Origin of the sequence: Acidovorax facilis, from assembly GCF_050626955.1 — a bacterium.
Lineage (GTDB): Bacteria > Pseudomonadota > Gammaproteobacteria > Burkholderiales > Burkholderiaceae_C > Acidovorax > Acidovorax facilis.
Genome location: NZ_CP192460.1, coordinates 3097008 through 3115285 on the forward strand (window position 1 = coordinate 3097008; position 18278 = coordinate 3115285).

Annotated in this window: 19 protein-coding genes and 1 tRNA gene; 10 read left to right on the forward strand and 10 right to left on the reverse strand. The window is 64.3% G+C overall.

The annotated features are described in order from the left end of the window. The first annotated feature begins 5 nt into the window (after positions 1-5). From ACQ4MJ_RS14160 to ACQ4MJ_RS14175, 4 genes are all read left to right on the forward strand, one after another. Complete coding sequence (locus ACQ4MJ_RS14160) at positions 6-1283, forward strand: heme biosynthesis protein HemY (RefSeq protein ID WP_431152271.1); 1278 nt, start codon at positions 6-8, stop codon at positions 1281-1283. A 338-nt stretch (positions 1284-1621) separates the two neighbouring features. After that, complete coding sequence (locus ACQ4MJ_RS14165) at positions 1622-2206, forward strand: cytochrome b (RefSeq protein ID WP_431152270.1); 585 nt, start codon at positions 1622-1624, stop codon at positions 2204-2206. Between the two features lie 95 nt (positions 2207-2301). Then, the gene (locus ACQ4MJ_RS14170; protein ID WP_431152269.1) at positions 2302-2877 is read left to right on the forward strand and encodes a YceI family protein; all 576 of its coding nucleotides are present in this window, start codon (positions 2302-2304) and stop codon (positions 2875-2877) included. A gap of 87 nt (positions 2878-2964) precedes the next feature. Beyond that, the gene (locus tag ACQ4MJ_RS14175) at positions 2965-3543 is read left to right on the forward strand and encodes a YceI family protein (protein WP_228899928.1); all 579 of its coding nucleotides are present in this window, start codon (positions 2965-2967) and stop codon (positions 3541-3543) included. Between the two features lie 126 nt (positions 3544-3669). Here the strand turns inward: ACQ4MJ_RS14175 and ACQ4MJ_RS14180 are convergent, their stop codons facing one another. Continuing rightward, positions 3670-5421: an ABC-F family ATP-binding cassette domain-containing protein gene (locus ACQ4MJ_RS14180; RefSeq protein ID WP_431152268.1), complete on the reverse strand. Its 1752-nt coding sequence runs from the start codon at positions 5419-5421 to the stop codon at positions 3670-3672. A gap of 216 nt (positions 5422-5637) precedes the next feature. Here ACQ4MJ_RS14180 and ACQ4MJ_RS14185 point away from each other — a divergent pair, with 216 nt between their 5' ends. Continuing rightward, positions 5638-6258, forward strand: a complete 621-nt coding sequence (locus ACQ4MJ_RS14185) for a VOC family protein (RefSeq protein WP_431152267.1) — start codon at positions 5638-5640, stop codon at positions 6256-6258. A 153-nt stretch (positions 6259-6411) separates the two neighbouring features. Here ACQ4MJ_RS14185 and ACQ4MJ_RS14190 read toward each other — a convergent pair whose 3' ends face one another. Next, entirely contained in the window at positions 6412-8277 is a 1866-nt protein-coding gene (locus tag ACQ4MJ_RS14190; RefSeq protein ID WP_431152266.1) for a M48 family metalloprotease, read from the reverse strand. 277 nt (positions 8278-8554) lie between these two features. On the opposite strand from ACQ4MJ_RS14190, the gene ACQ4MJ_RS14195 reads away from it, so the two are divergent. Further along, positions 8555-11452, forward strand: coding sequence for a valine--tRNA ligase (locus tag ACQ4MJ_RS14195; RefSeq protein ID WP_431152265.1), 2898 nt, complete (start codon positions 8555-8557; stop codon positions 11450-11452). A 97-nt stretch (positions 11453-11549) separates the two neighbouring features. Continuing rightward, positions 11550-12437, forward strand: a complete 888-nt coding sequence (galU, locus tag ACQ4MJ_RS14200) for a UTP--glucose-1-phosphate uridylyltransferase GalU (RefSeq protein ID WP_055401640.1) — start codon at positions 11550-11552, stop codon at positions 12435-12437. A gap of 99 nt (positions 12438-12536) precedes the next feature. On the opposite strand, the gene ACQ4MJ_RS14205 is transcribed toward galU, so the two are convergent. The 3 genes from ACQ4MJ_RS14205 to cysM all read right to left on the reverse strand — a co-directional run bounded on the left by ACQ4MJ_RS14205 (position 12537) and on the right by cysM (position 14349). Continuing rightward, complete coding sequence (locus ACQ4MJ_RS14205) at positions 12537-12764, reverse strand: sulfurtransferase TusA family protein (protein WP_010459874.1); 228 nt, start codon at positions 12762-12764, stop codon at positions 12537-12539. Between the two features lie 5 nt (positions 12765-12769). Continuing rightward, a complete protein-coding gene (locus tag ACQ4MJ_RS14210; protein WP_055401638.1) occupies positions 12770-13348 on the reverse strand; it encodes an NUDIX domain-containing protein in 579 nt (192 codons plus the stop codon). A gap of 98 nt (positions 13349-13446) precedes the next feature. After that, entirely contained in the window at positions 13447-14349 is a 903-nt protein-coding gene (gene cysM, locus ACQ4MJ_RS14215) for a cysteine synthase CysM (protein ID WP_431152263.1), read from the reverse strand. A gap of 40 nt (positions 14350-14389) precedes the next feature. Here cysM and ACQ4MJ_RS14220 point away from each other — a divergent pair. Together ACQ4MJ_RS14220 and ACQ4MJ_RS14225 are read left to right on the forward strand one after the other, a co-directional pair. Then, positions 14390-14474, forward strand: a tRNA-Leu gene (locus tag ACQ4MJ_RS14220). Positions 14475-14642: 168 nt separating this feature from the next. Beyond that, positions 14643-15572, forward strand: coding sequence for a tyrosine-type recombinase/integrase (locus tag ACQ4MJ_RS14225; RefSeq protein ID WP_431152262.1), 930 nt, complete (start codon positions 14643-14645; stop codon positions 15570-15572). Here the strand turns inward: ACQ4MJ_RS14225 and ACQ4MJ_RS14230 are convergent. The 5 genes from ACQ4MJ_RS14230 to ACQ4MJ_RS14250 all read right to left on the reverse strand — a co-directional run bounded on the left by ACQ4MJ_RS14230 (position 15558) and on the right by ACQ4MJ_RS14250 (position 17826). Continuing rightward, entirely contained in the window at positions 15558-16025 is a 468-nt protein-coding gene (locus ACQ4MJ_RS14230; protein WP_431152261.1) for a hypothetical protein, read from the reverse strand. The two genes, ACQ4MJ_RS14225 and ACQ4MJ_RS14230, sit on opposite strands and share 15 nt — an antisense overlap. Beyond that, entirely contained in the window at positions 16025-16507 is a 483-nt protein-coding gene (locus ACQ4MJ_RS14235; RefSeq protein ID WP_431152260.1) for a glycoside hydrolase family 108 protein, read from the reverse strand. The genes ACQ4MJ_RS14230 and ACQ4MJ_RS14235 overlap by 1 nt, the downstream gene beginning before the upstream one ends. After that, the gene (locus ACQ4MJ_RS14240; protein ID WP_431152259.1) at positions 16491-16787 is read right to left on the reverse strand and encodes a hypothetical protein; all 297 of its coding nucleotides are present in this window, start codon (positions 16785-16787) and stop codon (positions 16491-16493) included. Before ACQ4MJ_RS14240 ends, ACQ4MJ_RS14235 begins: the two co-directional genes overlap by 17 nt. Then, on the reverse strand, positions 16784-17017 hold the full coding sequence (locus tag ACQ4MJ_RS14245) for a hypothetical protein (RefSeq protein WP_431152258.1): 234 nt from the start codon (positions 17015-17017) through the stop codon (positions 16784-16786). Before ACQ4MJ_RS14245 ends, ACQ4MJ_RS14240 begins: the two co-directional genes overlap by 4 nt. Before the next feature lie 221 nt (positions 17018-17238). After that, complete coding sequence (locus tag ACQ4MJ_RS14250; RefSeq protein WP_431152257.1) at positions 17239-17826, reverse strand: hypothetical protein; 588 nt, start codon at positions 17824-17826, stop codon at positions 17239-17241. A gap of 45 nt (positions 17827-17871) precedes the next feature. Between ACQ4MJ_RS14250 and ACQ4MJ_RS14255 the strand changes: the two genes are divergently transcribed. Then, positions 17872-18261 (forward strand): siphovirus Gp157 family protein, encoded by a 390-nt coding sequence (locus ACQ4MJ_RS14255; protein ID WP_431173711.1) that lies wholly within the window; start codon positions 17872-17874, stop codon positions 18259-18261. The last annotated feature ends 17 nt before the right edge of the window (positions 18262-18278 follow it).

Sequence of the window (18278 nt, forward strand, 5' to 3'; positions counted from 1 at the left end):
TACGCATGCGTGCAGCACTCTGGCTTTTGGCGTTGTTTGGCGTGGCCGTGGCCGCCGCGCTGTTTGCGGGCAACAACCAGGGCACCGTCACCCTGTACTGGCCGCCGTACCGCATCGACCTGTCGCTGAACCTGGTGGTGCTGTTGCTGGTGGGCGGGTTTGTCACCGTGTACGCCGCGCTGCGCGCCCTGGCGGCGCTGCTGGAGCTGCCCCACCAGGCCCGGCGCTGGCGCGTGCAGCAAAAGGAGCGCGCCATGCACGCGGCCTTGCTGGACGCCCTGACGCACATGCTGGGCGGGCGCTTCATCCGCTCGCGCAAGGCCGCAGTGGCTGCGCTGTCGCAAGAAAACGCGCTGGCCACCGCTGGCGAGGCCGTGCCCCACGGCCGCCAGTTGCGCGCACTGGCCCACATGATTGCGGCCGAGGCCTCGCACGCGCTGCAAGACAGCGCCACGCGCGAAAGCCATCTGCAGGACGCCCTGCAAGAGGCACCGCTGCGCGGCACCGTGAACGAACAGGAAATGCGCGAGGGCGCCCAGATGCGTGCCGCCCGCTGGTCGCTGGACGACCGCGATGCCAACGCCGCGCTCGACCGCCTGGCCGCCCTGCCGCAGGGTGCCGCCCGGCGCACGCTGTCGCTGCGCATCAAGCTCAAGGCCACGCGCCTGGCACGCCAGACGCAGGAGGCGCTGGACACCGCACGCCTGCTGGGCAAGCACCGCGCCTTCTCGCCCGCTGCGGCCCAGAGCATCGTGCGGGGCCTGGCCATTGAACTCATCAACAGCGCACACGACACCGCGCAGCTGCAGCAGACCTGGATGTCGCTGGAATCGTCCGAGCGCAGCATGCCCGAGCTGGCCATCCACGCCGCGCAGCGGCTGGCAGCCCTGGGCGGCGACGCGACGCAGGTGCGCGCCTGGCTGCTGCCCGTGTGGGACCGCATGGTGGACCTGCCCGACGCGCTGGCCGAACACCACGCGCTGAAGCTGGTGCGCGCACTCGAAGCCGGGCTGGACGACCTCGACGCCCCCTGGCTGGCGCGCATCGAATCGGCCTACCAGGGAAATCCCCGCGACGCACGCCTGCAGTACCTGGCGGGCATGGCCTGCCTCAAGCGCCAGCTGTGGGGCAAGGCCCAGCAGTTGCTCACACAGGCGGCGCAGCAACTGGGCGACACCAGCCTGCGGGCCAGCGCCTGGCGCCACTTGGCCGAGCTGGCAGAAAAACGCGGCGACGACAGCGCCGCCGCCGAGGCCTGGAAGAAGGCCGCGCTCGGCCGGTAAACGGCCTTCTTTGCAAGGCTGCGCCTTCCAGGCGCAGCCCTTTGCGTAAAAAAGCCCGGGCCGCAGCGCTCTGGGCCGCACCGAACCAGGGCATCCCTGGTGAATCCGCCGCCCTCACACCCCATCGGATACACGCGGGTGCAACGTGCACAGCATTGGGGAACTTTGAGCGCTCAGGCCTTATCAATTCATTTTTTTTGAATTGAAGCATCAATCTGCCTGAAGCCGAATGCGGCAACGGCTTCCTACACTGCCCCATCGCTTGACGGATGTCAGCCCCGAACGGGCTGGCGACCCCGCCCGGCGCTCCGTCCAACAGCCCCACGTTTCCTCTCTTCATGACTGCTTCAGCCACCGCCACCCGCACCGCTGCAGACGCCCCGCCCCGCCGCTATACGCGCACCGCCATGCTTTTGCACTGGGTGCTGGGCCTGGCACTGATTGGCCTGTTTGGCGTGGGTATTTACATGACCGGGCTGCCGTTCTCGCCGCAGCGGCTCAAGCTCTACAACTGGCACAAGTGGGCGGGGGTCACCATCCTCGTGCTGTCGGTGCTGCGCCTGCTGTGGCGCGCCACGCACCGCCCTCCCGCGCTGCCGCCAGCCATCGAAAACACCATGCCGGGCTGGCAAAAGCTGGCGCACCACGCCACGCACGGGCTGCTGTACACGCTGTTTTTCGCCGTGCCGTTGATTGGCTGGGCCTACAGCTCGGCAGCAGGCTTTCCCATCGTGTTTCTGGGCCTGTGGCAGTTGCCCGACTTCGTGCCCGTGAGCAAGGAGCTGGCCGAGGCGATCAAACCCTGGCACCAGTACACCGCCTTTGCGATGGCGGGCCTGGTGGTGCTGCACACCGCAGGCGCGCTCAAGCACCAGATCGTGGACCGCGATGGGCTCATCGCCCGCATGCTGCCGGGCAGATGAAACACCCCTGAGTCGCGTGCATGGCGGGGCAACGCACCGCCCTCCAGATCATGGATCTGGTTTTCACTTTCTGTCTTTTGAACGGAGTTTTTTGCATGAACCTGTCTTCCCACCTGTCTCGCACCCTCCTGGTGGCCGCCGTAGCCTTGAGCGCGCAGGCCGCACTGGCCCAGCAGCAACTGGTCCCCGCCCAGAGCGAGGTGCAGTTCACCGCGCGCCAGATGGGCGTGCCGCTGGATGGCCATTTCAAGAAGTTCAGCGCCCAGGTGGCGTTTGACCCCGCCAAGCTGGCCACGAGCAAGATCGCCTTCACCGTAGACACCGGCAGCGCCACACTGGGCTCGCGCGAAACCGATGCCGAGCTGCCCAAGCCCACCTGGTTCAACGTGCCCAAGTTCCCGCAGGCGCAGTTCGAATCCACTGCCATCAAGGCACTGGGCGGCGGCAAGTTTGAGGTGGCGGGCAAGCTCACCATCAAGGGCACCGCGCAGAACGTGGTGGTGCCCGTGGCGCTCACGCAAAGCGGCCCCACCACCACGGCCACCGGCACGCTGCCGATCAAGCGGCTGGCTTTCAAGATCGGCGAAAACGAGTGGGCCGACACCTCGATGGTGGCCGACGACGTCACCGTGAAGTTCAAGCTCGCACTGACTGGCGTCGGCAAGCTATGACCAGCTTCTGGCTCCAGCTACGCCTCTTTCATCCTCCGTTTTTCCCCTGGTTCGTTTCGTAGTTCCTCTTTTCAAGGAGTCTTTTTCATGCGCAAGTCCCTCTTCTCCCTGCTCGCCGTGGCCGCTGCCACCGCAATGACCGCTGGCGCTGCCCAGGCCGCCAACTACGCCATCGACCCCACGCACACCTTCGTGACGTTCGAGATCAGCCACTTTGGCGCCACCACCAACCGTGGCCGCTTCGACAAGAAGCAAGGCACTGTGGAATTTGACCGCGCCGCCAAGACCGGGAAGGTGGACATCACCATCGACACCACCTCGGTGAATACCGGCACGCCTCCCTTTGACAAGCACCTGCAAAGCGCCGACCTGTTTGACGCCGCCAAGCACCCCACGATCAAGTTCGTGTCCGACAAGTTCAGCTTCAACGGCGACAAGGTCAGCGAAGTGACCGGCCAGCTCACGCTGCTGGGCAAGACCGCGCCCGTCACCCTCAAGGCCACGCAGTTCAACTGCTACGACAGCCCCATGCTCAAGCGCGAAGTGTGCGGTGGCGACTTTGAAACCACCATCGACCGCACCCAGTGGGGCATGAACTACGGCGTGGAATGGGGCTTCCCCAAGAACGTGCGCCTGGTGGTGCAGATTGAAGCTGTGAAGCAGTAATCCACCATCGGCAGGCACGCGGGCTGCTCGCCCCTGAAGGGCGGCTGCTGCGCGCCAAACCCACGGGCCACCCCTGCGTTCACGCAGCGGGTGGCTTTTTCATGCACGCGCACTTCGCCAAGAGTGTCAGGCAGCGTCCAGCGTGGCATCCAGATTCCAGCCTTGCGGCTGCCATGCCCACACCACATGAGGCCCAAGCGCACGCAGGAAGGTGACGTCGTGCGACACCACGGCCAGCGCGCCCGTGAAGGCTTGCAAGGCGGACTGCAGCGCTTCGATGACATCCACATCGAGATGGTTGGTGGGCTCATCGAGCAGCAGCATTTGCGCGGGCTCGCCCGACCACAGGGCGCAGGCCAGGGCGGCCTTGATGCGCTCTCCACCGCTGAGCACGCCCGCAGGCCGCTGCACTTTGTCCGCGCCCAACCCCATCTGGGCCAGGTGCGTGCGCAGCGCCGCTTCGGGCAGGGGCGTGCCGAGCGCCTGCAGGCGCGCCAACACACCGTGCTGGGGTGGAAGCAGGTCGGCGTTGTGCTGGTCCAGCCAGGCGGCCCGCACACCCCGCAACACCCGCCCCGCAGTGGCCAACGCAGGGTTGGCAATGGTGCGCAGCAGGCTGCTTTTGCCGCAGCCGTTGGGCCCAGTGATGGCGATGCGGATGGGCCCGTTCCAGACTCCATGGAGCGGAGGAAAGCCGGGCGGCGCATGCGGCACATGGACCTGTTCGAACGCCAGCACCTGCTTGCCCGCAGGCACGGCGCTTTGGGGCAGCACCAGCGCCGTAGCGCCCCCTGCAGGAACACGCTGAGCGGCCTCGCGCACCGCATCGTTCAGCCGCAGGCGCTCCTGCTGCTGCCGCTCGTGCTCGCGACCCGCGTGGGCCTGGGCGTTGTTCTTCTTGCGGTCCAGCAGGACGGATGCCTGGTTGGCAGTGCGGCCGGCCTCGCGCCCCCGCGCGGCGCGGCTCTGCTGGGCATCGTGCTCGCGCTGCAGCGCCCGCATGCCCCGCTCGCGCTCGGTGCGCGCGTGGTCCAGCGCGGCCTGGGCAGCAGCAGCCTCGGCCTGGCGCTGTTCCTCGTACACGGACCAGTTTCCGCCGTAGCGCTGCAGCCCCGCTGCAGACAACGCAACCATGTTGTTCGCCATGCCCAGCAATTCGCGGTCGTGGCTGGCCACCAGCACGCCACCGCGCCACTGCGCCAGCGACTCCATCAACCAGCGCCGACCCGGGCGGTCCAGGTGGTTGGTGGGCTCATCCAGCACCAGCAGTTCGGCGCCCGACAGAAATGCCCCCGCCAGTGCCACGCGCATGCGCTCGCCACCGCTAAGGTGCTGCGCCGCGTGTCCCGGCGGCAGGTGGCCCAAACCCAGCGCGTGCAGCGCCTGCTGCCAGTGCGAGGGCAGGTCCCACCGCCCGTCGGCCAAAAGCAGATCATCGGGCGTGCCCCGGCCCGCTTCCAGTCGGTCGAGTGCACCCAGAACCGGGCCCAGGCCTGCAACATCGGCGACGGTGGCCAAAGGTGCTGCACCGACCTCCTGCGCCACCGCGTGCACGGAAGGGCTGCCCGCCACCACACCGCTTGCTGGCTGCAGCATGCGCTGCGCAAGCTGCAAGAAAACGCTTTTGCCAACGCCGTTGGCGCCCACCAAGCCGATTACGCCTTGGCCCAGGGCCACATTCAGCGGGCGTGCCCACAGTGCCTGCCCATCAGGCAAGCTGAATGTGACGTCGTGGAACTGAAGGACAACGGGACCCGCAGACGAAGCCGCACTGCGGGGCGCGGCAATAGAGGGCCGAGGAGGGAAGGCAGCCGCCGAGGCTGCGGCAGCGCTGCGGCTGCGATGGGCGGAATCGCCCGGCATTGAAGGTGTCGCCATGCAAAAGCACTCCAGACAAGACATACAACCGCATGGCCCGGCAAAGGGCAATCAGGAAGGAAAGGCTTGAGGGGCTTACAGGCGCATCGGACGAATACCTCAGGGGCAAAGAAGGACGACTGCGGAATGTACCGCAATCCCGGTTGGCAAAAAATTAACTTAACGTAAATCAATTACGAATAGTAGAATCACAAAACCGATTTGAGGAGACTCTGCATGAACGCCATCCTGAAACCTGATCTGGCCACCCTGCCCCCGCCCGCGCCTATCCAGCAGCTGCACCACTACGCCTACAAGGCGCGTGACGCTGAAGAAACGCGCCAGTTCTATGAGGACATCCTGGGCCTGCCGCTGTACCACATCATCCAGAGCGACTACGTGCCGAGCACGGGCGAATACTGCCCCTACACGCACTTCTTCTTTCGCCTCAAGGACGGTTCTTTCATCGCCTTCTTCGACCTGGGCGACGACGTGAAGGCAGAGCCCTCGCCGAACACGCCGCTGTGGGTCAACCACATCGCTTTTCGCGTGGACACGGTGCAGGAGCTGGAGAACACCAAGAAGCGCCTGGAGGCCCACGGCATCGAGGTGCTGGGCGTAACGGACCACCACATCTTTCACAGCATCTATTTCTTTGACCCGAACGGTATCCGTCTGGAACTGTCGGCCCAGCTGGCCGACGAAGAACAGATGGCCAAGGACAGCACCGTGGCCCACGCCCGCCTGAACGAGTGGACTGCGCGCAAGGAGCAGTGGCGCAAGGAGCGCGCTGAAGGCAAGGCGGTGGTACCGCTCAAGCCGCAGCAGAACGACCGGCCAGAGTTCGTCAAAGGCTGACAAGCTTTTGGCACCGCCACGTTGCACACCCAACGTGCAACGTGGCATCAGCGATAAAAATACAGATAAAAATAGCCTCCAGCGCCTTACCAACAATCGCTAACAGCTATCTATTTGGTAGCAAAACTCCACCAACCACTCCGCCGGTCGCAATCAGCCTTCCTGAGGCTGTTGCTGCTGCGCCCGCATGATCTGGTGGCGCTGCCAGTAGGCCCCCACCACGGCGTTGAACTGGTCCTTTTCCTTGGTGAGGCCGGACAGCTTGATCTTGCTGGTCTTGGCGCCCAGGCCCAGGGCGTTCTTTTCGGGGTGCGTTACGACCAGTGCATTGCCGAAGCTGCTTTCCTTGAATTCCAGCGCCTTGATGGCGTCCCAGAACACCGTGGTCTCGTCGGCCGAGGTGCGGATGCCGTCGATGCTGACCTCCACCGTGTTCTCCCCCTTGAGCGCAAACACCACGGGTGGAAAGTAGCGCAGCACCAGCGCGCGCTCTTCGTCGGTGGCGGGCTCGTAGCGGTAGGCCAGGCTTCGTTCATGGTCTTGCGCAAACTGCTGTTCATAGTCACTCCACAGGCGCTGCTCGATCGCGTCCGCCGTCAATATCTCCTGCACCCAGGTGGCAGCGGGCGCGCGCACGGCGATGGCACCGTAGTCCCGCTCTTTCAGTGCCATGCCCACGTTGCGCAGGCGCTCGGGCATGGCGGGGTGCGAGTCAAAGGGGTGCGGCACATTGGCCGTCTTCATCGCATCCACAAAATCGCTGGACGCCGCATAGGGCGCCAGCCCCTGGGCCACAAAGCGGGCGATGCCCAGCGTGGTGGTGTCGTGCCGCTCGTTGCGGCCAAACAGCTCGTCCTCGATCTTGAAACGGTATTGCGCGTAGGCCGCGATCTTGACCAGCGACTGCGCAATGGCCGCTGGCGAGATGAGCTTGGCAGCGATGCGGTCGGCCTTGAACTCGCGCTCGCGGCTGTCGCGCGCCAGGGCAATTTCGAAGATGGTGCGGTACAGGTCCAGCACTGGCGACACCACGGCCGAGAGCCCACCGCTGCGGATCGCATGGCGGTAGTGGTCAAACTGCACCAGCTTCGGGCCCAGCCGGGCGCTGCTCTGGGTGTCGCCGCCGCGCAGGTGGGCCAGCTCGTGGCCGAACACGGCGTCGGCCTCGGCCTGGTCGAGGATGCGCAGCAGCGGCAGGCTGACAAACAGCGTGCGGCCCGTGAGCGTGTGGTTGCCCACCGTGAGCGGTGCCTCGGTCACGAAAAAGTTGGCATCGATGCCCGCCACGATGTTCTGCGGAGGCTCGGTCTTCAGGCGCTGGGCCATGTGGCGGATGCGCTTCCACAGCAGGGGCGCATCGTCTTCGGACACCAGCTCGCCCACGGCATGGTTGTCAGACTGCACGCGCTTGAAGATGCCCGCCACCGCCACAAACACACCCACCGCCACGGCCAGCCCCACGACGATGATGAGCTTGGGCGAATACTTGTGAAAGAAGAACGCCGTGACCCAGAACGACAGCCACACCGCCATCGCCCCCTGCACCACCAGCGCGGCGGCACTGGCCCAGGTGGTCAGGCGCCAGCCCGCGACAAAGCTGGTGTACTGCAGCGTGCGGTCGGCAAAGGCCAGCGCGCCCAGGCCCAGCACCGCCACCAGCAGCACGCCGCTGGCCACCAGGGTCCAGAACGACACGGCTCGCGCCATGTGGAACTGCCACACGTCGGAATAGCGCTCACACAGGGCTTCGCGGTAGTCCTGCGCGTCGGGGTCGGTGCTGCTGCAAATGGTGGACGGCGGATTGCTGCGGTAGTAATCCTTGCGCGCCTGCTTCTCGGCGGGCGGCATGCCCTTTTCAGCGTCGATGCGCTGGCTGATGCCGGCCACAAAGTTCGCGTCCTGGTCGCGCTGCGCGTAGACGGTGAACCCATAGGTCAACGCCGGGATGAGAAAAAGCGCCAGCAGCGCGTAGACAAAGACCTTGGCAAGGCCCGCGCGGAGTGCGGATGGAAGATGCATGGATGGGACCGATTGGTTGTATGTTTTTGACCCGGGCAATGCGTGGAGCCCGCCCCCTCTCCAGGGGCCCTCTCGCTCCACCGGGCGGGATTATCAAGACGCCACGGCGGGCAGGTCGAGCGACAAGGTAACAATTGGCGAGAAATGCCCGACAGACGGAATGCCGGTGGGATGCGAGCGCAGGGGAAGACCGGCTGGCGCTCCCGTAAAATGCCCGGTCCACCCTCTTGACCGTTGAGGCACGCCCTGTGCCTGCCTCTTCCTTCTGCCAAACCCCATGAGCACGCCCCAAGCACAACCCGGCCTCGACAGCCTGTCCAAGTCCTTTGAACCCGCCGCGCTGGAAGCCCACTGGGGCCCCGAATGGGAAAAGCGCGGGTATGGCACCGCAGGCCACCGTGGCACGGGCCAGCCCCAGGCGGGCGAGCCCGCCTTTTCCATCCAGCTGCCCCCGCCCAACGTGACGGGCACGCTGCACATGGGCCATGCGTTCAACCAGACGATCATGGACAGCCTCACGCGCTACCACCGCATGCGTGGCTTCAACACCGTCTGGGTGCCGGGCACCGACCACGCGGGCATCGCCACGCAGATCGTGGTGGAGCGCCAGCTGCAGGAGCAGGGCATCAGCCGCTACGACATGGGCCCCACACCGCCCGAGGCGCGCAAGAACTTTGTGAGCAAAGTGTGGGAGTGGAAGGAGAAGTCCGGCAACACCATCACCACGCAGATGCGCCGCATGGGCGACAGCGTGGACTGGAGCCGCGAGTACTTCACCATGGATGACAAGCTCTCCAAGGTGGTGACCGACACCTTCGTGAAGCTGTACGAGCAGGGCCTGATCTACCGCGGCAAGCGCCTGGTGAACTGGGACCCGAAGCTGCAGTCCGCCGTGTCCGACCTGGAAGTCGAGAGCGAAGAAAAAGACGGCTCGCTGTGGCACATCGCCTACCCACTGGCCGATGGATCGGGCAGCCTGACGGTGGCCACCACCCGGCCTGAAACCATGCTGGGCGACGTGGCGCTGATGGTTCACCCCGAGGATTCACGCTACACGCACTTGATCGGCAAGATGGTCAACCTGCCGCTGTGCGACCGCCAGATCCCGGTGATTGCCGACGAGTACGTGGACAAGGAATTCGGCACGGGCGTGGTGAAGGTAACGCCTGCGCACGACCAGAACGACTACGCCGTGGGCCAGCGCCACAAGCTGCCCATGATCGTGGTGCTGACCCTGCAAGCCACCATCAACGAAAACGCGCCCGCCAGGTACCAGGGCATGGACCGCTTTGTGGCCCGCAAGGCCGTGGTAGCCGACCTCGAAGCCATCGGCGCGCTGGTCGAGGTGAAGAAGCACAAGCTCATGGTGCCCATCTGCACCCGCACCGGCCAGGTGATCGAGCCCATGCTGACCGACCAGTGGTTCGTGGCGATGAGCAAGGTGGGCGAAGGCGACGCCACCGGCAAGAGCATTGCGCAAAAGGCCATCGACGCCGTTGCCAGCGGCGAGGTGACCTTTGTGCCCGAGAACTGGGTGAACACCTACAACCAGTGGATGAACAACATCCAGGACTGGTGCATCAGCCGCCAGCTGTGGTGGGGCCACCAGATCCCGGCGTGGTACGACGAAGACGGCAACGTGATCGTGGCCCGCGACGAAGCCGAAGCCCAGGCCAAGGCGCCCGGCAAAAAGCTGCGTCGCGACGAGGATGTGCTGGACACCTGGTACTCGTCCGCCCTCGTGCCCTTCAGCACCATGGGCTGGCCCAACCAGGGCGACAGCGCCACCGACGACTTCAACCTGTACCTGCCCAGCACCGTGCTGGTGACGGGCTACGACATCATCTTCTTCTGGGTCGCCCGGATGATCATGATGACCACGCACTTCACGGGCCGCGTGCCGTTCAAGCATGTGTACATCCACGGCCTGGTGCGCGACGCGCAGGGCAAGAAGATGTCCAAGTCCGAAGGCAACGTGCTCGACCCGGTGGACCTGATCGACGGCATTGCGCTGGAGCCCCTGCTCGACAAGCGCACCACCGGCCTGCGCAAGCCAGAGACCGCGCCCACCGTGCGCAAGAACACGCAAAAGGAATTCCCCGAGGGCATTCCGGCCTATGGCGCCGATGCGCTGCGCTTCACCTTTGCAGCGCTCGCATCGCTGGGCCGCAGCATCAACTTTGACAGCAAGCGCTGCGAGGGCTACCGCAACTTCTGCAACAAGCTCTGGAACGCCAGCCGCTTTGTGCTGATGAACTGCGAGGGCCAGGACTGCGGCCTGAAAGAGCACACCAAGGAAGAGTGCCAGCCCGGCGGCAGCGCCCACGGCTACATGCAGTTCAGCCAGGCCGACCGCTGGATCAGCTCGCTGCTGCAGAAGACCGAGGCCGAAGTCGCCAAGGGCTTTGAGGAATACCGCCTGGACAACGTGGCCAACACGATCTACGACTTTGTCTGGAACGAGTACTGCGACTGGTACCTGGAAATCGCCAAGGTGCAGATCCAGAACGGCACCGAAGCGCAGCAACGCGCCACGCGCCGCACGCTGATCCGCACGCTCGAAGCCATCCTGCGCCTGGCGCACCCCATCATCCCGTTCATCACCGAAGCCCTGTGGCAGGTGGTGGCGCCTGTGGCCGGAATCCCCGGCGAATCGGTCAGCATCGCCCGCTACCCTCAGGCGCAACTGGACAAGATCGATGAGGCTTCAATAGCCCACATGGGCCGCGTGAAGGGGCTGGTGGACGCTTGCCGCGCGTTGCGTGGCGAAATGAACGTGTCCCCGTCCACCCGCCTGCCGCTGTACACCGTGGGCGACACCGACTTCATGCGCGGCGTAGGCCCGGTGCTGCAGGCCCTGGCCAAGCTCAGCGAGGTCAAGGTGTTTGACGACGAGGCCGCCTGGGCCGCTGCCGCGCAGGCAGCGCCTGTGGCCGTGGTGGGCGAAGCTCGGCTGGCGCTGTACATGGAGATTGACGTGGCCGCCGAGAAGGCCCGCTTGTCCAAGGAAATCGCCCGCATCGAAGGCGAAGTCGCCAAGGCCAACAACAAGCTCTCTAACGAAGCCTTTGTGGCCAAGGCCCCACCGGCCGTGATCGACCAGGAAAAGAAGCGCATCGCTGACTTCGGCGCCACGCTGACCCGCCTGCGCGACCAGCTGGGTCGCCTGGGCTGACAGAACAAAAGTGAAGGGCCGGGCAGCTCTGGCCTGACACTTGCATATCCACGACGACCACAACACCCCGAATCCCTGTCTTCACTCAAGGAGTCTCATGACTGTTGCCACCACCGTTCGCAAAGCCGTATTTCCCGTCGCTGGCCTGGGCACCCGTTTTCTGCCTGCCACCAAGGCGTCTCCGAAGGAAATGCTGCCCGTGGTTGACAAGCCGCTGATTCAGTACGCTGTGGAAGAGGCTTATGCCGCTGGCATCCGCCACATGATCTTCGTGACCGGCCGCAGCAAGCGCGCCATCGAAGACCATTTCGACACGGCGTATGAGCTGGAGGCCGAACTCGAAGCCGCCGGCAAGAAGGAACTGCTGGCGCTGGTACGCTCCATCCAGCCCGACGACATGGACTGCGCGTTCGTGCGCCAGCCCCGCTCGCTGGGCCTGGGCCACGCCGTGTTGTGCGCCGAGCCGCTGGTGGGCAAGGAGCCCTTTGCCGTGCTGCTGGCCGACGACCTGATGGTGGGCCCCCCAGGCGGCCAGCCCGTGCTGGCCCAGATGGCCACCGCCTTCCGCCAGCAAGGCCGCTCGGTCATCGCGGTGCAGGAAGTGCCGGAAGACCAGGTCCACAAATACGGCATCGTGGCCGGCGAGCCCGCTGGCGGCCCGCTGATCCGCATTGAACGCATCGTGGAAAAGCCCAAGGCCGATGTCGCCCCCTCGCGCATGGGCGTGGCCGGCCGCTACATCCTCACGCCCGGCGTTTTCGACGAGATCCGCAACCAGCCACGCGGCGTGGGCGGCGAGATCCAGCTCACCGACGGTATCGCCCGCCTGATGCAGCACGAAGCCGTGTACGCCTTCCAGTACGAAGGCAAGCGCTACGACTGCGGCAGCAAGGAAGGGTTTCTGGAAGCGACGGTGGAGCTGGCTTTGCAACACCCGCAGGTGGGCGCGCAGTTCCGGGAATATCTGAAGACCTTGGCGCTGTAAGCCACAGTCCGGGCTCACACTGGAAGCGCCTCAAACGCTTCCAAATTAATAGCTGCCAGCGCTTATCCATAGAGCGCTGGTAGCTATTTTTTCTTAAATCTACCGACGACGCAGGATGTGGATGTATTCCTCGCCCACCGTCTGCTGCTCCACCAGCTCGTTGCCCGTCTGCTTGGCAAACGCCTGAAAATCCCGCAGCGACCCGCCATCGGTGGCCACCACCTTGAGCAACTGGCCGCTGGCCATGTCGGACAGCGCCTTCTTGGCCTTGAGGATGGGCAAGGGGCAGTTCAGGCCCCGGGTGTCGATTTCTTTGTGAATGTCCATGGTCGTCAATCCTTTGGCGGCTGCGGCGGTTGTTCATCCAGGCCGCGCCGCCGTTCTGCATTTTCTTCAGCGGTAAAAAACACCGGCTCGTGCCCCTTGGTGCGCAGCCAGTCGGCCAGCGCGTAGCCCGTGCCCGCCGGCCAGCATTTGAGGTCTGCCAGATCGTACAGCCGGTAGTCCACCAGCTCGGGCGACAACTGAACCTGCCCCGTGGCCACCACATGGTAGGCAATGATGATCTGGTTCATGCGCAGGAACTCATAGGCGCCCACCAGGGTGGTGGACTGCACGTCGAGGTTGGTTTCCTCCTTCACCTCGCGCGCAATGCCTTCCTGGGGCGACTCGCCTGCCTCCATGAAGCCGGTGATCAGCGCGAACATCTTGCCCGGCCAGGCCGCGTTGCGCGCCAGCAGCACCTTGCCGTCGATCTCGACAATCGCTGCCAGCACGGGCGTGGGGTTGTTCCAGTGGGTCCAGCCGCAGGCGGGGCAGCGCAGCCGCTCCTTGTCGCCTCCGTCTTCGGCCAGGGTGATGGGCTGTAGCGCGGTACCGCAGTGGGTGCAGTGGCGGACTTCGTAGTGCATGGTAGAGCTATTATTTTTATAGCTTCTAGCGCTTATCCATCAAGCGCTAGCAGCCAATTTCATTAAAACCTTCGAACCCGGCAGCCGACGGCCGCCTGTCACGCAGGAAACACACCGGTAGACAGATACCGGTCGCCCCGGTCGCACACGATGAACACAATGGTGGCATTGCTGTCGCGCGCCGCAATCTGCTGCGCCACCCAGCACGCGCCTGCGGCAGAGATGCCTGCAAAGATGCCCTCTTCGCGCGCGAGACGGCGGCACATGTCTTCGGCGCTGTCTTGGTTCACATAGACCAGCTCGTCCACCGTGCTCGGGTCATAGATCTTGGGCAGGTACTCTTGCGGCCACTTGCGGATGCCCGGGATGCGCGAGCCTTCCTCTGGCTGCGCGCCGATGATCTGGATGCCGGGGTTCTTCTCCTTGAGGAAACGCGACACGCCGGTGATGGTGCCCGTGGTCCCCATGGCGCTCACAAAGTGCGTGATGCGCCCGCCCGTCTGCTCCCAGATCTCCGGGCCGGTGGTTTCGTAGTGGATGCGTGGGTTGTCGGGGTTGCCGAACTGGTCGAGCACCTTGCCCTCGCCGCGCTTTTGCATGGCCTCGGCCAGGTCGCGTGCGTGCTCCATGCCGCCGCTCTTGGGCGTGAGCACAAGTTCGGCACCAAAGGCCTTCATGGTCTGTGCGCGTTCGATGGACAAGTCTTCGGGCATCACGAGCACCATGCGGTAACCCTTGATGGCCGCCGCCATCGCCAGCGCAATGCCGGTGTTGCCCGACGTGGCCTCGATCAGCGTGTCGCCGGGGCGGATGTCGCCACGCTCCTCGGCCCGGCGGATCATCGACAGCGCGGGCCTGTCCTTGACTGACCCGGCAGGGTTGTTGCCCTCCAGCTTGCCCAGCACCACATTGCCGCGCGCCGCGTTGTCCTTGGCCCCAATGCGCTGCAAAGCGACCAGAGGGGTGTTACCCACTGCATCTTCAATCGTCGGATATTTCATGCGCCCTACTGTGCCATAATTTGGGGCTTCACGAATTCCAGCCCGGGTGGTGAAATTGGTAGACGCAGGGGACTCAAAATCCCCCGCCGCAAGGCGTGCCGGTTCGATTCCGGCCCCGGGCACCATCGGTTATTTTTGCGGTAGTTGAACATTCCCGCTTTTTACCGATTTTCTTTGTCAGATCAAGCACTTACGGCGGCTTCCAGCTAATCACGGAAGCCGCCGTTTTTGCTTTTTGTTCGCCGTTATTGCTAAAGTCTCCCCACAAATTTACGCATCATGGGGAATTACGCATGGCATCCATCAAGCCGCACGGGGACCAATGGCGGGCGCAGGTTGCCCGCAAAGGCGTGCGCAAATCTGCCGTCTGGCCAACCAAGCGCGAGGCCCTGGCCTGGGCCACCCGGGTCGAGGCAGAAATTGACGCAGGCGCGCAACGCGGCCACACCCTGCAAGAGGCAATCAACAAGTATTTGGAATCGGTATCCCCCACCAAGGCGAACGCCACCCAGTGGGAGGCCCGACGCTTCGCCGCGTTCGCGCAGCACTTCGGGGATGTGGCGCTGGCCGAGATCACCAGCGAGGCCATTGGGGATTGGCGGGACGCGCGGCTCAAGACGGTGAGCGGGTCCACGGTCCTGCGGGAAGTGAACCTGTTTCGCAACATGTTTAAGATCGCCCACAAAGAATGGAGATGGCTTGACGCTTCGCCTTTTGATGGCGTGCGCCTGCCTGAAGAAAACCCCGCGCGCGAGACGCTATGGGGCTGGAGGGATATTCGCAGGGTGCTGCGCGCGCCCAGGTCGGGCAAGACGGCACAGATGCAGGCTGCGTTCAGGATTGCCCTGCATACCGGCTTGCGCCTGCAGGAGGTGCTGACGTGCCGCTATGACACGGCGCGAAAGGTGCTTGTGCTGCCGATCAGCAAGGGAGAACGCCGCCCAGTGGTCATGCCGGTTGTCAGCCGTGCCCGCAAGTTGCTGGAGCCGCTGCCAAAGTTCACAGTTGGCGCGAATGAGGGTTCGGCGCTGTTCAGCCGGTTGTGCTCGGAGCTGCTCATCAAAGGATTGACCTTCCATGACGCCCGGGCCACGGCGCTCACCCTGCTGTCTCGCAAGATGGATGCACTCACCCTGGCGCGCATCTCTCGCCACAAGGACTTGAACATCCTCATGAAGCGCTACTACCGCGAGACTGCAGAGAGCATTTCAGCGCGGCTGTGATGGCCAAGCCGCCTGCAGCATCAGCGCGTCCCCAGCATGTCGGTCAGCCGCTTCTGCCACGCTTCGATATTCGCTGACGCACGCTCCGAGTAGCTCTGCGGCGGTATCGGCTCGCGCAATGAGGGCGCTTGTGGAAGCGCTGGGGAGACTTGCACGGAATTCGTAGAGGGCGCCGCGCAGCCCGTCAGCAGTACGGCGGGCAGCAGCAGCATCGCCGCGCAGCTTTGTTTCACGTTTCGTGGCTTCATTTTGGGCGTCCTGCAGTCGTTGGTTGAAGGCGAGTTCCTTCGCCCGGGTGTCGGCCTGGGCCTTGGCGGATTCGGCGGCGTACTGGGCCTTGATGCCGTTGATTTCCTCGCCAAGCCGCCAGCCCTGAACGTTCCAGGCCAGCGCGCCCGCAAGGACGGCGCCGCCGATGGCGGCGGCTGCATGGGTGTATAGGCCGGGCAGCATCAGTTGTCCTGCGCGGCGTACCGCAAATTTCCAGCGACGCGCCGGGCCCATCCGCGACCGAATGTGTCGAAGGTCTGCAGCTTGGCGTAGAACTCCAGACGCTCAGCATTGAACTGCAGCACCAGGTCGGCAGGGTCGGCTCGCCCCACGGCGGCCAGGGTGGCAGGGCCGATGACGCCATCATCAGCAACACCGGCCGCACGCTGCATCCACCGCACTGAGTTTCCGATTCCGTGGTTCACTGCAGCGTCAAGCGCCTGGAACGCCAGTGCGCGCGGCAGCTTGTCGCCCTGCACGCGTTGCCAGAAGTCGCGCTCGTAGATGGCCACAGCCTCATCGCGCGTCAGCGCCTTGATATCCACTGCTGGATAGCTGCGCTTGGCAATCCCAAACTTGGTTTCACCGCCAGGGTCGTTTGGGTGGTTCACGTAGCCGCCCTCGTGGGAAAGCACGCGATCGATCAGATCACGAAACAGTGTCATGTTGCGCTCCTTTGTCAAACGGCCCAGGCACTCCGCCCGACCAGTAATGCGATGTGACCCACTGCACCTGCACTATGGCAAGAGCCAGCAGCACTCCGAACCACGGCAGCGGCCACCCCATCAGGGGCCAGGCCATGCCCATGGCGGCCACGGTGCCCAGAGCCCAGAATGAAAGGCGGATTGCGGCGCGCGTGCGCCGGTTGGTCTTCTGCATTCGGCAGAACACCGTGAAGAACAGCAGCAGGCACGCCATCTCATGCGCAATCAGCAAGGTGTTCATGGCTTTGGCCCTCCGGCTTTGGAAAGCACGGCCTGCAGAGCTGACCCAATGGCCTCGAACACAGGACGCCATCCGTTGCCCAAGGCGCCAATGGCAAATGCAACGGGGGCCAATGTCTCGTTCGCCGGGATCTGCCACCGGCTTTGCAGCAGCAGTGACAGCGCAGAAGTGAGCGCCACAGCGGTAAGCGTGCAGCGCAGCATCAGCCAGAAGCCAGCGCTGCGTGTCATGGTGTCCGCAGCGCTTAGTGGCCACAGCGCACCAGCCAGGGCAGCAAAGACGATCAGAGCGTATGGCCCGGCCATTGGACCCAGCAGGGCGATGGAAACTGCAGCCAGGCTGATGCCTGATGTTGATGTTGGTTCTGGCATTTTCTCCCTCGGTTATCTTTGTTCTGTGGTCATGAAAAAACCCGCCAGAGGCGGGTTGGTTGGTGGGCTCAATGGTGGCGTCATAGCTCCACCCCAGCGGCGGCCACGAACAGCGCATCAAGCGCGTCATCGTTCATTCCCAGCGCATGCGCGGCAGCAGTGAGAAACGGGCTGCTGCGCTGCCAGAGCGTGGTGTCATGGAGCGCGACTTCCGCCAGGGCACGCTGGGTTTCGTCATCAATCCCCGCGACGTAGGCCAGAACACCAGACCACAGCCCGGCCTGGATCAGCGCGGCCTTGCCCTGCGCCCGGGTCACAGTGGCGGGAACAGGGTTGCGCGCCAGCATTTCATCGGCTCGCAGGGCCTCCCATTCGGCTTGGGTCATCTGTGCCAGAACGCCCGGCACATCGATTGCCGATTCGTCGTGGCATGTCCCAAAGAACTCTGGCTGCTCCGTGGGGTAGACACCGATGGACAAGCCGCGCGCCCACCACGCCATTGGGTATACGGTCGATGTGCCAGCGGCAGCCATGGCGTAGGTGGAGGCCCGGCCCTCGACAAGCGTCTGCGTGTCGGTCGGGCCTGCGGTCGCGGCATTTTTCCAGGCGATGCTGCTGGTTTCGCCGGATGCCTTTGGCGCAACCACGACTCTGTATTTCGCCTGCACGGACCAGTCCGTGTAAGTTCCGGACCCTACGCCGAGAGCCGCGAGCTGTTCCAAAACAAAGCCGTGGCTTGTGTGGCCTACGCAAAGGAAGAGGCCGCCACGCTTGCCAGTGCAAAGGCCATGATCAAGGACATGCTTGCCAAGATCGAGGCTCGCGAAAAGCGCCTGGAGCGTTTTGAAGCCTACCTTGCAGACTGTATGAAGGCCACTGGGATCACCGAGGTGAAACATGAGCTGGGCCTGTTCGCCGCAAAGCTGTATGTGGAGCGTGATGAATCGGTTGAGATTGATGCAGATGCCGAGTTTCCCGCATCGCTGTGCAACGACCCGAAACCACCAACACCCAGCAAAACCAAGATCAAGGCCGCAATCAAGGCCGGTGAAGCGGTGGCTGGTGCGCGCATCGTGCGCAAGGACCGGCTGTCCATTACTTGACCTCCCACACCCCACCC

Excerpts from the sequence above, each read along its gene's own strand:
- galU (WP_055401640.1), top strand. The coding sequence starts at position 11,550 with ATGACTGTTGCCACCACCGTTCGCAAAGCCGTATTTCCCGTCGCTGGC.
- ACQ4MJ_RS14185 (WP_431152267.1), top strand. The coding sequence starts at position 5,638 with ATGAACGCCATCCTGAAACCTGATCTGGCCACCCTGCCCCCGCCCGCG.
- ACQ4MJ_RS14180 (WP_431152268.1), bottom strand. The coding sequence starts at position 5,421 with ATGGCGACACCTTCAATGCCGGGCGATTCCGCCCATCGCAGCCGCAGC.
- ACQ4MJ_RS14170 (WP_431152269.1), top strand. The coding sequence starts at position 2,302 with ATGAACCTGTCTTCCCACCTGTCTCGCACCCTCCTGGTGGCCGCCGTA.
- ACQ4MJ_RS14240 (WP_431152259.1), bottom strand. The coding sequence starts at position 16,787 with ATGAACACCTTGCTGATTGCGCATGAGATGGCGTGCCTGCTGCTGTTC.
- ACQ4MJ_RS14175 (WP_228899928.1), top strand. The coding sequence starts at position 2,965 with ATGCGCAAGTCCCTCTTCTCCCTGCTCGCCGTGGCCGCTGCCACCGCA.
- ACQ4MJ_RS14245 (WP_431152258.1), bottom strand. The coding sequence starts at position 17,017 with ATGACACGCAGCGCTGGCTTCTGGCTGATGCTGCGCTGCACGCTTACC.
- ACQ4MJ_RS14205 (WP_010459874.1), bottom strand. The coding sequence starts at position 12,764 with ATGGACATTCACAAAGAAATCGACACCCGGGGCCTGAACTGCCCCTTG.
- cysM (WP_431152263.1), bottom strand. The coding sequence starts at position 14,349 with ATGAAATATCCGACGATTGAAGATGCAGTGGGTAACACCCCTCTGGTC.
- ACQ4MJ_RS14230 (WP_431152261.1), bottom strand. The coding sequence starts at position 16,025 with ATGCTGCCCGGCCTATACACCCATGCAGCCGCCGCCATCGGCGGCGCC.
- ACQ4MJ_RS14225 (WP_431152262.1), top strand. The coding sequence starts at position 14,643 with ATGGCATCCATCAAGCCGCACGGGGACCAATGGCGGGCGCAGGTTGCC.
- ACQ4MJ_RS14210 (WP_055401638.1), bottom strand. The coding sequence starts at position 13,348 with ATGCACTACGAAGTCCGCCACTGCACCCACTGCGGTACCGCGCTACAG.
- ACQ4MJ_RS14195 (WP_431152265.1), top strand. The coding sequence starts at position 8,555 with ATGAGCACGCCCCAAGCACAACCCGGCCTCGACAGCCTGTCCAAGTCC.
- ACQ4MJ_RS14160 (WP_431152271.1), top strand. The coding sequence starts at position 6 with ATGCGTGCAGCACTCTGGCTTTTGGCGTTGTTTGGCGTGGCCGTGGCC.
- ACQ4MJ_RS14190 (WP_431152266.1), bottom strand. The coding sequence starts at position 8,277 with ATGCATCTTCCATCCGCACTCCGCGCGGGCCTTGCCAAGGTCTTTGTC.
- ACQ4MJ_RS14235 (WP_431152260.1), bottom strand. The coding sequence starts at position 16,507 with ATGACACTGTTTCGTGATCTGATCGATCGCGTGCTTTCCCACGAGGGC.
- ACQ4MJ_RS14165 (WP_431152270.1), top strand. The coding sequence starts at position 1,622 with ATGACTGCTTCAGCCACCGCCACCCGCACCGCTGCAGACGCCCCGCCC.